15 protein-coding genes are annotated in these 13,056 nt (G+C 58.9%); 4 read left to right on the top strand and 11 right to left on the bottom strand.

Going from position 1 to position 13,056, the window contains the following annotated elements:
• The first annotated feature begins 277 nt into the window (after positions 1-277).
• Both pdxY and DQ393_RS00425 read left to right on the top strand, forming a co-directional pair.
• The gene (pdxY, locus tag DQ393_RS00430) at positions 278-1,153 is read left to right on the top strand and encodes a pyridoxal kinase PdxY (RefSeq protein WP_112339859.1); all 876 of its coding nucleotides are present in this window, start codon (positions 278-280) and stop codon (positions 1,151-1,153) included.
• Positions 1,154-1,225: 72 nt separating this feature from the next.
• Positions 1,226-1,867, top strand: coding sequence for a carbonic anhydrase (locus DQ393_RS00425; protein WP_112339858.1), 642 nt, complete (start codon positions 1,226-1,228; stop codon positions 1,865-1,867).
• Between the two features lie 93 nt (positions 1,868-1,960).
• Here DQ393_RS00425 and DQ393_RS00420 read toward each other — a convergent pair whose 3' ends face one another.
• The 10 genes from DQ393_RS00420 to DQ393_RS00375 all read right to left on the bottom strand — a co-directional run bounded on the left by DQ393_RS00420 (position 1,961) and on the right by DQ393_RS00375 (position 11,212).
• Complete coding sequence (locus DQ393_RS00420) at positions 1,961-2,782, bottom strand: lytic murein transglycosylase (protein WP_112339857.1); 822 nt, start codon at positions 2,780-2,782, stop codon at positions 1,961-1,963.
• Between the two features lie 286 nt (positions 2,783-3,068).
• Positions 3,069-4,103, bottom strand: coding sequence for an aspartate-semialdehyde dehydrogenase (locus DQ393_RS00415; RefSeq protein WP_112339856.1), 1,035 nt, complete (start codon positions 4,101-4,103; stop codon positions 3,069-3,071).
• A gap of 369 nt (positions 4,104-4,472) precedes the next feature.
• A complete protein-coding gene (locus DQ393_RS00410) occupies positions 4,473-4,982 on the bottom strand; it encodes a Dps family protein (protein WP_112339855.1) in 510 nt (169 codons plus the stop codon).
• A 298-nt stretch (positions 4,983-5,280) separates the two neighbouring features.
• Positions 5,281-6,030, bottom strand: a complete 750-nt coding sequence (locus tag DQ393_RS00405) for an SDR family NAD(P)-dependent oxidoreductase (protein WP_112339854.1) — start codon at positions 6,028-6,030, stop codon at positions 5,281-5,283.
• Positions 6,031-6,189: 159 nt separating this feature from the next.
• Entirely contained in the window at positions 6,190-6,444 is a 255-nt protein-coding gene (locus DQ393_RS00400; protein ID WP_112339939.1) for an ArsR/SmtB family transcription factor, read from the bottom strand.
• Between the two features lie 238 nt (positions 6,445-6,682).
• The gene (gene lpxE, locus DQ393_RS00395) at positions 6,683-7,447 is read right to left on the bottom strand and encodes a lipid A 1-phosphatase LpxE (protein WP_112339938.1); all 765 of its coding nucleotides are present in this window, start codon (positions 7,445-7,447) and stop codon (positions 6,683-6,685) included.
• 186 nt (positions 7,448-7,633) lie between these two features.
• The gene (gene leuB, locus DQ393_RS00390; protein WP_112339853.1) at positions 7,634-8,746 is read right to left on the bottom strand and encodes a 3-isopropylmalate dehydrogenase; all 1,113 of its coding nucleotides are present in this window, start codon (positions 8,744-8,746) and stop codon (positions 7,634-7,636) included.
• Positions 8,747-9,015: 269 nt separating this feature from the next.
• The gene (locus DQ393_RS00385) at positions 9,016-9,834 is read right to left on the bottom strand and encodes a sugar phosphate isomerase/epimerase family protein (RefSeq protein ID WP_112339852.1); all 819 of its coding nucleotides are present in this window, start codon (positions 9,832-9,834) and stop codon (positions 9,016-9,018) included.
• A gap of 338 nt (positions 9,835-10,172) precedes the next feature.
• Positions 10,173-10,781: a 3-isopropylmalate dehydratase small subunit gene (gene leuD / locus DQ393_RS00380; protein WP_112339851.1), complete on the bottom strand. Its 609-nt coding sequence runs from the start codon at positions 10,779-10,781 to the stop codon at positions 10,173-10,175.
• Between the two features lie 194 nt (positions 10,782-10,975).
• On the bottom strand, positions 10,976-11,212 hold the full coding sequence (locus tag DQ393_RS00375) for a hypothetical protein (RefSeq protein WP_112339850.1): 237 nt from the start codon (positions 11,210-11,212) through the stop codon (positions 10,976-10,978).
• 111 nt (positions 11,213-11,323) lie between these two features.
• On the opposite strand from DQ393_RS00375, the gene DQ393_RS00370 reads away from it, so the two are divergent.
• Together DQ393_RS00370 and DQ393_RS00365 are read left to right on the top strand one after the other, a co-directional pair.
• Positions 11,324-12,268, top strand: coding sequence for an HpcH/HpaI aldolase/citrate lyase family protein (locus tag DQ393_RS00370; RefSeq protein WP_112339849.1), 945 nt, complete (start codon positions 11,324-11,326; stop codon positions 12,266-12,268).
• Positions 12,269-12,294: 26 nt separating this feature from the next.
• Positions 12,295-12,501 (top strand): DUF1737 domain-containing protein, encoded by a 207-nt coding sequence (locus tag DQ393_RS00365; RefSeq protein ID WP_112339848.1) that lies wholly within the window; start codon positions 12,295-12,297, stop codon positions 12,499-12,501.
• A gap of 47 nt (positions 12,502-12,548) precedes the next feature.
• Here the strand turns inward: DQ393_RS00365 and DQ393_RS00360 are convergent, their stop codons facing one another.
• The gene (locus DQ393_RS00360) at positions 12,549-12,986 is read right to left on the bottom strand and encodes a metallopeptidase family protein (protein WP_112339847.1); all 438 of its coding nucleotides are present in this window, start codon (positions 12,984-12,986) and stop codon (positions 12,549-12,551) included.
• Positions 12,987-13,056: the final 70 nt, after the last annotated feature.

The following is a 13,056-nucleotide window of genomic DNA, read 5'->3' as shown; positions in this document are numbered from 1 at the left end:
TTTCAAATTCTGACCACAGTAGCAGAAGGTTTAGCGAAAAAACTGGCAAAAAGAATGCGGATTTGGTTGCTTTTGGACCGATTTCGCTCCGTTTTTTTAAAAATCTTGCTGGAATATGCGATCTGGATGCAAAGCAGATGAACATTGGCATGAAATTGGCGAAACACGGACGTCAACAGAGGTTTTCATGACTCTGTGAAGCGCGGTTGACAGAGTGGCGCCAAAGGGATCATCAACGGCGCCATGCAGTGCGAAGCCCTGAACTGAAAGCAAGATCATGTCGCAAATGTCGGCCGGCGCCGTTATCGTCATTTCCAGTCATGTCGTCAGAGGCTCCGTCGGCAATCGTGCGGCCGTTTTCGCGCTGGAAACGCTCGGCCACCCTGTCTGGGCGCTGCCGACCATCGTTCTGCCCTGGCATCCGGGGCATGGCCGCTCTACGCGGCTGACCTTCAACGAGGCGGATTTCGACCACGCCGTCGACGATCTCATAGCGGCACCCTGGCTTTCCGAGGTGAAGGCGGTTCTCTCGGGCTATTTCGGCAATGCCGCACAGGCGCGCTCCGTCGCCAGGCTGGTGACTGCCCTGCGGGAAAAGAATCCCGATCTTTTCTATGCCTGCGATCCTGTGATCGGCGACGCTGGCGGCCTTTACGTGCCCGAGGCAACGGCCGAAGCCATCCGCGATCTCCTGATCCCGCTAGCCTCCTTGGCCACGCCGAACCGTTACGAGCTTGCGTGGCTGGCCGGTGCGCCACTCGAGGATAACAACGCCATCATGGAGGCGGCCCTTGCGCTGGGACCTTCGCGCATGCTGGTAACCTCGGCTGTGCCGATGATGGCCGGCGGCATCGGTAATCTCTATCTCAGCGGCCGAAACGCGCTGCTTGCCGAGCATCGCAGCATCGAGGGGGCGCCGAACGGCCTTGGCGATCTCCTGTCCGCCGTGTTCCTGTCGCGCCTGCTCTCCGGCGTGGACGAGGAAAGGGCACTGCAGCTGACGACGGCCAGCGTCTACGAAGTGCTGGCGCGCGCCGTCAAACGCGGCAGCAACGAGCTGACGCTTGCCGTCGATTCAGCGAGCCTGTCGACGCCGATGGCGATGGTGCAGCTGCGGCACCTGGTCCATCCGGCGCAGAGGCGAAAAAAATAGCGGCTTACGACGGTTAACGCTTTTTGCAGCGCAACAGTTGCCATCGGCCAAACTGCGCTGTAATTCAATGTCATGCAAAGCTTTCCCGACACCCTTCTGAACGGTTATCGTAACTTCATGAGCGGGCGTTACGTCGATGAGCGCGAACGCTATCGCAATCTGGCCGAGCTCGGCCAGAACCCATCGACCCTTGTGATTGCCTGTTGTGACTCCCGCTCGGCCCCGGAGATCATCTTCGATGCCGGCCCGGGAGAGCTCTTCGTCATCCGCAACGTCGCCAACATGGTGCCGCCCTATGAGCCGGATGGCAATTTCCATGCAACGTCGTCGGCACTCGAATTCGCTGTCCTGTCGCTTAAGGTCTCCGATATCGTCGTGATGGGCCACGGCCGTTGCGGCGGTATCCGCGCCGCGCTGGACCCTGATGCCGAGCCGCTGTCTCCTGGCGATTTCATCGGCCGATGGATGGGCTTGCTGAAGCCGGCCGCCGAACAGATCCAGAGCAACGATATCATGACACCGGCCGAGCGCCAGACGGCGCTTGAGCGCATTTCGATCCGCAATTCGCTGGAGAATCTGCGCAGTTTCCCGGAGATCAAGGCGCGGGAAGAAGAGGGCAAGTTGCACCTGCATGGTGCATGGTTCGACATTTCGACGGGCGAGCTATGGATCATGGACCCAAGCACCCGCGATTTCATCCGCCCTGACGTTTAACGGCCGGACGTTTATTGGGGCGAACGGCAGATCAAATGAAAAGGCGCTGCGCACCATCCGGTCGCAGCGCCTTTTTAATTCATGGTATCAGGCTTACCTGCCGTCGATCTGCTGACCGATATAGGCGATCGCCTGCTGATAGACCCTTGCGTCATTCCAGCCGGCAATAGCGGAGAAATTCGGCTCGCCGGGCTGATAGCCGGCGCCGGGCTGCCAGCCATGGCCGCGCAGGAAGTTGGCCGTCGAAGCGAGTGCATCCGCGCGCGAGCCGACGAGGTCGACCCTGCCGTCGCCATCTTCGTCGACGCCGAAGGCAACGACGTTCTTGGGCATGAATTGCGTTTGGCCGATTTCGCCATGCGCCGCGCCGCGCGCCGACGGGCTGAGGTAGCCTTCGCCGACAAGCTTCAGGGCGGAGTAGAGCTGCTCGGTGAAGAAGGCCGAACGACGGCAATCATAGGCAAGGGTCGAAACGGCGGAGAGCGTATGCTGGTCACCCATATAGCTGCCGAAGCCAGTTTCCATGCCCCAGATCGCGATGATAGGGCCTGGGGGGACGCCGAAACGCTTCTCGATCTTGGCAAACAGTGCCGCGTTGGCCTGTTTCATGCTCCTGCCACGATTGATGATGGTCTGGCCGCCGCGCTTCTTCATGAATTCCTCGAAGGAAAGCTTGAAGCTCTTCTGGCCGCGATCGGCGCGGATGGTGGGCTGGTTGTAATGAACGTTGGCGAAGGCCCTATCGAGGATCGAGGCGCTGACGCCTTGTCCTTGCGCTTCGCGTTTGAATTCCTGCACCCAATTCTCGAAACCGGCGGAAGTGTTGCCACAGGATGCCGCATTTGCGGCAATCGGCGTCGCCAGCAACAACCCGCCCGCCACGAGAGTTGCCATTCCAGACTTTGTGATGCGCATTCAGTGTCCCCGAATTCTCACCGCGCCGCGGGCGCGGTAACCGTTTTGAAAGGCGCATAAACCCTCCAGTTTCCAGGCTTATGCGCTGTCTAGTTGCCACTGGACCATGCCAGCATCCAACCGTTCTGTCATTATCTCATTTTAGCGATCAATGTTTCGCTTCACGTGAAACACGACCCCCAAACCCATTTGCAAAAGCCCCGCCTTTCATCCGAAATGGCGAGGCTTTCATTCGATCCTGCTTAGCCGGCAAGGATTTATAAACCGTAAATTGGTTTACGGATCCTTACGCAGCCTGCTTGCGCGGCTTGATCAGGCCGCGGTTGACGAGCAGTTCGGCAATCTGGATGGCATTGAGCGCGGCGCCCTTGCGCAGGTTGTCGGAGACGACCCAGATGTTGAGGCCGTTTTCGACCGTTGCGTCCTCACGGATGCGCGAAATGTAAGTCGCGTCCTCGCCGGCGGATTCGTACGGCGTGATGTAGCCGCCGTTTTCCTGCTTGTCGATGACGAGGCAGCCGGGAGCTTCGCGCAGGATATCGCGGGCTTGGTCGGCGGTGATCTCGTTTTCGAACTCGATGTTGACGGATTCGGAATGGCCGATGAAGACGGGGACGCGCACAGCCGTGCAGGTGACCTTGATCTTCGGATCGAGCATCTTTTTGGTTTCGGCCAGCACCTTCCACTCTTCCTTGGTGTAGCCGTCTTCCATGAAGACATCGATGTGCGGAATGACGTTGAAGGCGATGCGCTTGGTGAACTTCTTCGCTTCGATCGGGTCGGCGACGAAGACGGCGCGGGTCTGGTTGAACAGCTCGTCCATGCCGTCCTTGCCGGCGCCGGAAACCGACTGGTAGGTCGAAACGACGACGCGCTTGATCTTGGCGAAGTCATGCAGCGGCTTCAGCGCAACGACGAGCTGCGCGGTCGAGCAATTCGGGTTGGCGATGATGTTGCGCTTGGTGAACTGCGTGACGGCATCCGGGTTCACTTCCGGAACGATCAGCGGCACATCGGCGTCGTAGCGCCATGCGGAGGAGTTATCGATGACGACGCAGCCCTGGGCGCCGATCTTCGGCGAGAACTTCTTCGAAACGTCGCCGCCGGCCGACATCAGGCAGATGTCGGTGTCGGAGAAATCGTAGTTCTCCAGGTTGGAAACCTTCAGCGTCCGGTCGCCGAAGGATACTTCGGTTCCCTGCGAACGGGCCGATGCGAGTGCCACGACCTCATCGGCCGGGAAGCCGCGTTCGGCCAGGATGTTGAGCATTTCGCGGCCGACATTCCCGGTCGCGCCCGCTACTGCAACTTTGAAACCCATTTCTCAAGCTCTCTTTCTCTTCTCTCCTCTTTGGCGAGGGGGGAACCGCGGTCATAACGACCGGTTCCTGTCCCCGGCCGAGCCGGGGAGAGAGCGGCAGGCCAGAGACGTCAGACGGTTTTCGTCGTCGTTTTGGCCTTGGTTTTGGAAGAAACCGGAAAATGGAAATCCCGCCCGGCACATTGCGCCAGGTGACTGAAGCTATCGAGCTGTTCGAAGCGAACCATGGAAGTCTTCCTTTTCCGTCGCCGGTTCTAAGATGTTTTCCACAGGAGTCAAGGATTTCCTCGCTTCCATCGGTGCGGAAGCGAGGAAATCGAGCGTGCCGAAACGGGCCTTCACCATGTTCGAAGGCGCGCCGTTTCAGTATCAGCGGTTGGACTTGCGTGTGGTTTCAAACAGGAACCAGGTACGGCGCTCGGTCTCGTCAATCCAGTTTTCCAGAAGGCTGGCTGTAGCGACATCGCCGTACTCGTCGCAGACGTCGTGGACGGCGCGCATTTCGGCAGAGAGCTTCAGATTATCGTCCGCCAGTTCTGCGAGCATGTCCTGCGGATCGACATATTCGGCGTCATTGTCCGGAATGCGCTGCAGCTTGGCGATTTGACCGATCGACCGCAGGGTCGTTCCGCCGATCTTCCTGGCGCGTTCGGCCATGGGGTCGGTCATATCGAAAATCTGCTCGCCCTGTTCGTCGAGAAGCAGATGATAGTCGCGGAAATGCGGCCCGCTCATGTGCCAGTGAAAATTCTTGGTTTTGAGATAAAGGGCAAAGACATCCGCCAGCAGGGCGCTCAAGGCTGCGGAAATATCGCGCGTTGCCTCCTCGCTGAGATTGGTGCGCGTACCCAATTTCGATTTGGTATTGGCGGTATTCATAAAGACGTCCTCCGTTGTTGTTCACGACAGCGATCGCCGGCGGATCTTAGGGGAGTTCGATGGCATTCGCTGCCGCGTAGGATCGCATTGAAGATAGAATCGTTTTGAAATCTCACGGCCTGATATTGCCGCTTTGCGGCCTGGCGGCTGTGATGCTTGGTCGGAAAACCCGAACGGATCTACTAAATAGGAAAATGAGGTGGTTTGGCAATTGTTTGCTAAAGTATCGACCGGGCGCGCGGTTGTGTCGCGCCCGGCAAACCGCCCTCCTCTCGGAGGGAAATATCGCGAACAGCGACTACTTCAGACCACCACCGACATAGAGGGTTTCGCCGGTTACCCAAGCGGCATCCTGCGAAGCGAGGAAGACGGCGACCGGAGCGATATCGGTCGGCTGGCCGAGACGGCCGAGAGGGGTCTGGGAGACGAGATGCTTTTCAAAATCGCTGCCGATAATACCTGCGGCGACGACGCCTTCGGTCTCGACGCCGCCCGGTGCCAAATTGTTGACGCGGATATTGCGTGAACCGAGTTCCTTGGCGAGGATCTTGGTGATGGAATCCACAGCGGCCTTGGTTGCCGTATAGACGGAGGCAGTCGGCAAGTTCATGCTGACGGCGTTGGAGCCGATGTTAATCACACTGCCGCCTTCGGAGCCGAAATGCTTTACGGCTTCCTGCGTAGTCAGCAATGTGCCCAACACATTGATATTGAACTGGCGATGAAATTCCTGCTCGGCGAATTCCTCGATCGAGGCGAATTGGTAGACGCCGGCATTGTTAACGAGGATATCGACGCGTCCGAAGGCCTGTTTAGCTTCGGCAAAGAGTTGCTTGACGTCGTCGGCCTTGGAAACATCGCCATGAACGGCGAGCGCCTTACCGCCCTTTGCCGTGATTTCCGCCACCACCTTATCGGCACCTTCGCGGCTCGAGGCATAATTGACGATGACGGCTGCACCCGCCTCGCCCATCGCCTTGGCGATGCCCGCGCCGATTCCCTTGGATGCTCCGGTCACGATCGCGACCTTGCCTGCCAGTTTGCTCATGTCATCTTCCTTCGGAAATTGTAAGACAGTTTTATAATCATCAAATCATTTGGCGCATGCGACCCGAAAACCGATCCGCATCGTCACTTTGATATTTAGATAATCATCTAACTGATACAAGAGCAGCGACAGCAAATGCTGGCGAGATTGTCGGAAGCGTCAGATCTTGGAAAGTTCCGCCATATAGGCGTTCAATGTATCGCGACGCAGGACAAGGTTTGCGAATTTGCCGTCCCGCTGGATCTCGATGAGACCGGCATTCTCAAGTTCCTTGATATGATGGGACATCGTCGCGGCGCTGACGGCATGGCACTCGTTGAGCGTGCTGCAGGGCATGGGTTCGCTGCGCGTGCCGATTTCCTTGAGGATCTGCACACGTCGCGGCTCGGCAAGTGCCCGGGAGATCAATCCCATCTGCCTTTCGCTCAAACGTATCGGCCCGGCATCCATGATTTTCATCGCAAATGAACGAAATCGGGTTGACCGCCTTCGGTGACCCGCCTCTCAGATATATGAATGTACGGCGGGCTTGGCAACCTTTGCGGCGCGGTTGCTATTGAAAGCTGCTTTTACCGCGCTGGTGGAAGCTTTGCCTTGGTTCATCGAGAGTTCTGTCGGTTCGATGCTGCGGATGCCGATAATGCGGATCGGATCAAGTGTTGGCTTGACCTGACTTGCTGCCCTTGAACAACTGCCATTTCGGCGTCGGCCAGCCGGCGGCGTTGATGCGGAAAAGCAGGCCGTAGCGGGAATAGACGATCGCCGTCATGAAGGAAAACCAGCCGCCGAGCGCCAGGCCGGCGATGACGTCGCTTGGATAGTGCGCACCGACCATGACACGCGTGATCGCCAGCCACAGAGCGCAGGCAGCAAAGATGTAGCGGTAGCGCGGGAACAGGAAAGCAAGCGCCACGAAGAGGGCGCCGATGGTGGTCGCATGGCCTGACGGGAAGCTCTCGAAGCTGGCCCGGCCGTTGAAGGGCGAGAAGCCGAACGGCCCCCAATCGGCAAAATGGGTCGGACGGGCGCGGCCGATGGCGCGCTTGAGCAGATTGGCGAGAAGGCCGGAAAGCACGACTGTCGTCAGCAGGTAGCCGCCGATCTGGCAGATACGCAACGCCTTGCAGCGACAGCGCTGCGAATGCAGCAGACGGCTACCGGCCCAGCCTTCGAAGAACAGGAAGGCGCTGATGATGATGATCCACTCGGAATCGCCGAAATTCGTCAGCATCTTGCCGAAGAAGTGAAGGGGTGGCGAAAGGTTCTTGATGGTGGCTCCGACAGGCCAGTCGAACAGAAGCGCCGAGAGCAGCACAATATTGGCTGTCAGGAAAAGGCAGATTTTCCAGTGAGACGGTGCCAGTGCCGCATCGCTTCGCCGCCAACGCCTGTCGAGAGACGTCAAGATCGCCTGCATAACCATTGCCCGTTCGATTTCCAATCAGCCGGATGACTAGCAGGTTCCTGTAACAGTATTTTTAAGAGCTCCGAGATCGGTCCGCCGATCCGAGGAAAAGCGGAAACGCTCTAATGAAAACCCCGCGCTGCGCTGCAGAGTGGGGTTTCGTGTTTCACGTGAAATATATCAGGCGATCTGTCTGGCTTAGGCTGAGAGCGCCTTGAATTCGGCGAGGATGGCGTCGCCCATTTCTGTCGTGCCGACCTGACGGCTGCCAGCCGACATGATGTCGGCAGTGCGGATGCCGCTGTCGAGCACGTTGGCGATCGCCTTTTCCAGCGCATCGGCTTCAGAAACCATGCCGAAGGAATAGCGCAGGCACATCGCGAAGGAGGCGATCATGGCGATCGGGTTGGCGATGCCCTTGCCGGCGATATCGGGGGCCGAGCCATGCACGGGTTCATAGAGCGCCTTGCGCTTGCCGGTCTTGGCGTCCGGTGCGCCGAGCGAAGCGGACGGCAGCATGCCGAGCGAGCCAGTCAGCATGGCGGCGACGTCGGAGAGCATGTCGCCGAACAGGTTGTCCGTCACGATGACGTCGAACTGCTTCGGCTGGCGAACGAGCTGCATGCCGCCGGCATCGGCGAGCATATGCTCGAGCTGCACATCGGCATATTTTTCCTTATGCGTTGCGGTGACGACCTGGTTCCAGAGCACGCCCGACTTCATGACGTTGCGCTTTTCCATCGAGCAGACGCGGTTGCTGCGGGTGCGCGCCAGTTCGAAGGCGACGCCGGCAATACGCTCGATCTCGTAGGTATCGTAGACCTGTGTGTCGATGCCGCGCTTCTGGCCGTTGCCGAGATCGATGATTTCCTTCGGCTCGCCGAAATAGACGCCGCCGGTGAGTTCGCGGATGATGAGAATATCGAGGCCGTCGACCAGCTCCGGCTTCAGCGATGAGGCCGATGCCAGCGCCGGGTAGCAGATAGCCGGGCGCAGGTTTGCGAACAGCTGCAGATCCTTGCGCAGGCGCAGCAGGCCCGCTTCCGGACGCACTTCATAAGGTACAGCATCCCACTTCGGGCCGCCGACGGCGCCGAAGAGGACGGCGTCAGCCGCAAGCGCCTTGCCCATGTCTTCTTCGGAGATGGCGGAGCCATGCGCATCATAGGCGCAGCCGCCGACAAGGCCTTCATCCGTGACAAAGCCGGCATTCTTTGCCTCGTTCATATAGGCGATGATCTTGCGAACTTCGCCCATGGCTTCGGGACCGATGCCATCACCCGGAAGGAGGAAAAGATTGCGCACTGTCATGGGAAAGCCTCCGCGAAAGAAAAAGTTGCGGGGTTTTTAGACCTGCAAATACGGCTTTTCAAGCGGGGAAAGGGCCGAAACGGTACGGTTTTCGGGCGTATTGAACCGAAAGCTTACCCTCGTCCCATCGGGGAGAGGGCGCGCGGAACGCGCGGGGTGAGGAAGCGTTACCGGAGATTTTAGGTAAATCTGGTAGCGGCAGCTTGGTGCCGCCCCTCATCCGCGCCCTCCGGGCACCTTTCCCCAAGGGGAGAAGGGATATCCGAACCTTACTCCGCCAGTCCGAGCGAAGCGAGGTAGGCGGCCGATGCCGGAATCTTTGACTTGTCCTTGATCTCGATGATCAGGCGCGGATTGCTGTTAAGCTTGGCAAGGGCGGCAAAGACGGCGCGCCAATGGATGCTGCCTTCGCCGAGGCTCCAGTGACGGTCGGCATAGCCGTCGGCGTCCTGCAGGTGGACATGCTGCAGGCGATTGCCGGCGGCGTGGACGTAGTAGTCGACCGGCGGAGCGCCCGTGTAGCCGTGGGCGTAATGGGCATGGCCGGTGTCGATCGAAACCGCGACGGCGGGCGAATTGAAGCTGTCGGCGAGGCCAACGCGGATATGGGGATCCTTGTCCTCGATATTCTCGATGACCATGGTCAGCCCGATATCTTCGGCACGCTTCACGGCTTCTTTCAGCGTCAGATGCGTGTATTCGATGATCTTTTCGCGCTCGCCCTTGTTGTTGTCGAGGTTGTTGTAGGACCACGACGTATAGGGGCTATGGATGACCATCTGCGTGGCGCCGATATTGGCGCAGACGTCAAGGGCCTGCAGCAGGCGCCTGGAGACGACGGCGCGGATATCCGGATCCTGAGAAGCGATGACGAAGCCCCAGAACGGGCCGTGGATGCCAAGGCGGCCCTGATGGCCGTCGAGCAGCTTGCGGGCGCGTTCGGCCAGCGGAGCCCAGTCGCCGTTGAGGATTTCGGCTTCGACGAAGCTCTGCAGTTCCAGGTCGCGCGGCTTTTCGAGCAGCCAGTTACGATGAATTTCGACGTCGTCAAGCGTCATTGCGGCGCCGACAATGGGAAGGGAGGTCATGAGGGGCTCCAATGCGTGGAGAAATTTAAGGGTGGGAGAGATGCCCGAAGGTTCTCGGCACGCCTGTATGGACCTCCTTCTTGTCGATCATATTACAGCGGATGAGAAAGGTGATGTCTCAGCTGTTTTCGCGGGATTTGCGTTTCCCGCTCCTGAGGTGCTGCAACTGCGGGATAGTCCCTTCTCCGCCTCTTCGACAAGCTCAGGACGGGGCGAAGGGGTTTGACGGAATTGCCCCTTTTTACGGGGAAAGGGGGGCGGGACAGGGAGTCCGTTTCGGCATGAAAAAAGCCGGGCGCAAGGCCCGGCTTCGAAACGCGAAATAATGATAAAACCGATCAGGCTGCCCAGGGGCGCGATGCGGCGTTCGTCTTTTCGAAATTGTTGATCGCGGAGGATTTTTCCAGCGTCAGGCCGATATCGTCGAGGCCGTTCAGCAGGCAGTGACGCTTGAATTCGTCAAGTTCGAACTTCAGCGAGCCGCCGTCCGGTCCGGTGATTTGAAGGTTTTCCAGGTCGACCGTCAGGATGGCGTTGGAGCCGCGCGAGGCGTCGTCCATCAGCTTGTCGAGGTCTTCCTGGCTGACCTTGATCGGCAGGATGCCGTTCTTGAAGCAGTTGTTGTAGAAGATGTCGGCGAAGCTGGTCGAGATGACGCAGCGGATACCGAAGTCGAGAAGTGCCCAGGGAGCATGCTCGCGCGAAGAGCCGCAGCCGAAATTGTCGCCGGCGACGAGGATCTTGGCGTTCTGATAGGCCGGCTTGTTCAGCACGAAATCCGGGTTCGGAGAACCGTCTTCATTGTAGCGGGCTTCAGCGAAGAGGCCCTTGCCGAGACCCGTGCGCTTGATGGTCTTCAGATAATCCTTCGGGATGATCATGTCGGTATCGACATTGACGACCGGGAGAGGTGCTGCGACACCGGTCAACTTCACGAACTTGTCCATGGGGTCCTGCCTTCATTCTCGTCTAAGCACGAATTATCTTGCCAATAGAGCAAATCCGGCCCGAAATGAAGGAGAATCTTGGAAATGCTATAAAAGGCGGCGCTTTGGGTCGCATTCCATCCTTCGAGCACGTGTCCGAGCTTGGGTGAATGCGTTCGGCAGCCCGCGAGAGGCTACCCTCACCTGTTTCGACCTCAGAGGTCGATGATCGTGCCGCGACCGTCGTTCCAGATGCGCATTTCGCGCTGGCCGTTCGTCTTTGCCTTGGCGTGCACCGGCGCCGGCTTCATGCGCAGCGAAATCGCGCGGGCTGCCATGAGCACGGTCAGGATGCCGCCGACGGCAAGCGTGACCGAAACGGTAAACAGCGCCATGGCTGCAAACACGGTAATACCGGCGAGCGCGATGAACAGGGAACGGATATTCTGCATGGTCGAGACCTCTCTACTCCGAGCAATGTGGTCCTCATCTCTGTCATCTGCAAGAGGAGCGTGGCTTTTTGTTGACTTGCCTGATGATCAAAAGCGCGGCAAAACAGCACAATGAGCCATTCCGCGAGCCAAGATTCCCCTTCCCGCCCCGCCCGCCTGCGCCGCTCGGTCTTAAGCGTTCCCGCCAGCAATCGGCGCGCGCTGGACAAGCTTTCAAGCCTCGATTGCGACGCCGTTATCTTCGATCTCGAGGATTCGGTCTCGCCGGAAAAGAAGGCCGAGGCGCGGGAGAATTTGCGGACCTTCTTTTTGGCCTCGCCGCTTCCGGGCAAGGAGCGGATCATCCGCATCAATGCGCTTTCCTCCAATTTCGGGGCCGACGACCTGGCGCTGGTCACGGAGCTGGAGCCGGATGCGGTCCTCTTGCCCAAAGTGGACGAACCGCAGAATGTGACCGGCGTCAGCGACAGGCTCGCGGAAGCCGATGCGCCGGAAAGCTTGCGCATATGGGCGATGATCGAGACGCCGCGCGGTATCCTGAACGCTGCTTCGATCGCCGAGGCCGGACGCACGGCGGGCAGCCGGCTCGATTGCTTCGTCGTCGGCCTTAACGATCTCAGAAAGGAAACCGGTGTCCTGCCGCAGCCTGGTCGCGCCTATCTCGTGCCTTGGCTGATGCAGGTGGTGCTTGCTGTCAGCGCCTATGGGCTCGAGGCTATCGACAGCGTCCTCAACGATTTCAAGGATGACGCGGCATTCGAGGCCGAATGCGGCCAAGGCCGCATCATGGGCTTTGCCGGCAAGATGCTGATCCATCCGAACCAGATCGAAGCGGCCAACCGGCATTTCGGCCCCGATGAAGCTGCCATCGCCGAGGCTGAAGCCATCATATCAGCCTTTGCCGAACCGGGCGCTGACGCTCTCAATGTCGTGAACCTTGGTGGGCGGATGGTGGAGCGGCTGCACCTTGTCCAGGCGGAGAGACTCGTCCATAAAGCTCGCCTGATCGAGCAGCGCTCTTCGGGCGCTGCCGGAACGCCCCGTAGCGACGTCTGATTGCTAAATACAAGAAAGATGCTTTGATGAAACTCTACCGCTTCCTCACTGGTCCCGATGACGCTTCCTTTTGCCACAAGGTAAGTGCGGCGCTGAACAAGGGCTGGGAGCTGTACGGTTCGCCGACCTATGGCTTCAATGCCGCGAGCGGCCGGATGGAGTGCGGCCAGGCCGTCATCAAGGACGTGGCCGGCAAGGATTACGATCCGGATATGAAGCTTTCCGAACAGTAAGCCATAACTGAAGTTCTTCCCCCGGCCGTCTTGCGGTCGGGGTGGTATCAGCGATCCGTTGCTTCTTCAGCGCTTGCCTCGATGCGCTCCATGTCCTCGTCGCTCAGGCCGAAATGGTGGCCGATCTCATGGATCAGGACATGGGTGATGATGTCGCCGAGGGTTTCGTCGTTTTCAGCCCAATAGTCGATGATCGGTCGGCGATAAAGGCGGATCTTGTTGGGCATATCCCCGGTCTGGGCGGTGAAGCGCTCCGAAATGCCGCGGCCTTCGAAGAGACCGAGCAGGTCGAAAGGTGTTTCCAGCGCCATGTCCTCGAATACCTCGTCATCCGGGAAATCTTCGATGAGGATGATGAGATCACCGGTGAGTGAGCGGAATTCATCCGGCAGATGGCTGTAAGCCTCCATTGCCAGAGATTCGAATGTGCTGATGGAGGGCGAGTGGCGATCCCGCCAATCTTCGCTCTGGTCGACGCGAGCCATGAATATTCCTTCCTTGGCTGGTCATATAGAGGCTTTGCGCCGCTTTTACGAGTGTAGATTGCGGCAGAGG

The organism is Martinezella tropici, assembly GCF_003287875.1.
In the GTDB taxonomy this organism is placed as follows: domain Bacteria; phylum Pseudomonadota; class Alphaproteobacteria; order Rhizobiales; family Rhizobiaceae; genus Rhizobium; species Rhizobium tropici_C.
The sequence above is the reverse complement of the archived record's forward strand: the minus strand, read 5'-3'. Positions and strand labels throughout refer to the sequence as shown.